This window comes from Enterobacter sp. UNJFSC 003 (assembly GCF_036903355.1).
Classification (GTDB): Bacteria; Pseudomonadota; Gammaproteobacteria; order Enterobacterales; family Enterobacteriaceae; genus Enterobacter.
In genome coordinates, this window is sequence record NZ_JBAKHK010000120.1 from 1 (window position 1) to 280 (window position 280).

A 280-nucleotide genomic window follows, 5' to 3' on the forward strand; every position below is an offset into this window, starting at 1 on the left:
GATCTACAGACCGCCAAAGAGTGCGCGCGCGATGTAGAAGCGGTGCTCTCGAGTGACTCCTATCCCTTCTTTCTCGACGCTATGTACGGCGATATGCCAAATAACTGGTCACCGGAATTGCGGGGGCTGGGAAGACTGCGTTTTATCACCAACGCTTTTACCCGTATGCGTTTTTGCTTCCCGAACGGTCAACTGGATATGTACAGCAAAGAATCGCCGGAAGAGGCCCCTGCCCCACTGAAACCGTGGTTTGCGATTCCTGGCCCTGTCGCTGAAGAAT

Annotated in this window: 1 pseudogene; it reads left to right on the forward strand. The window is 53.9% G+C overall.

Annotation, left to right across the window (positions count from 1 at the left end):
- Positions 1-280: pseudogene (gene apaH, locus V5P19_RS23385) on the forward strand (diadenosine tetraphosphatase); the annotation flags it as partial.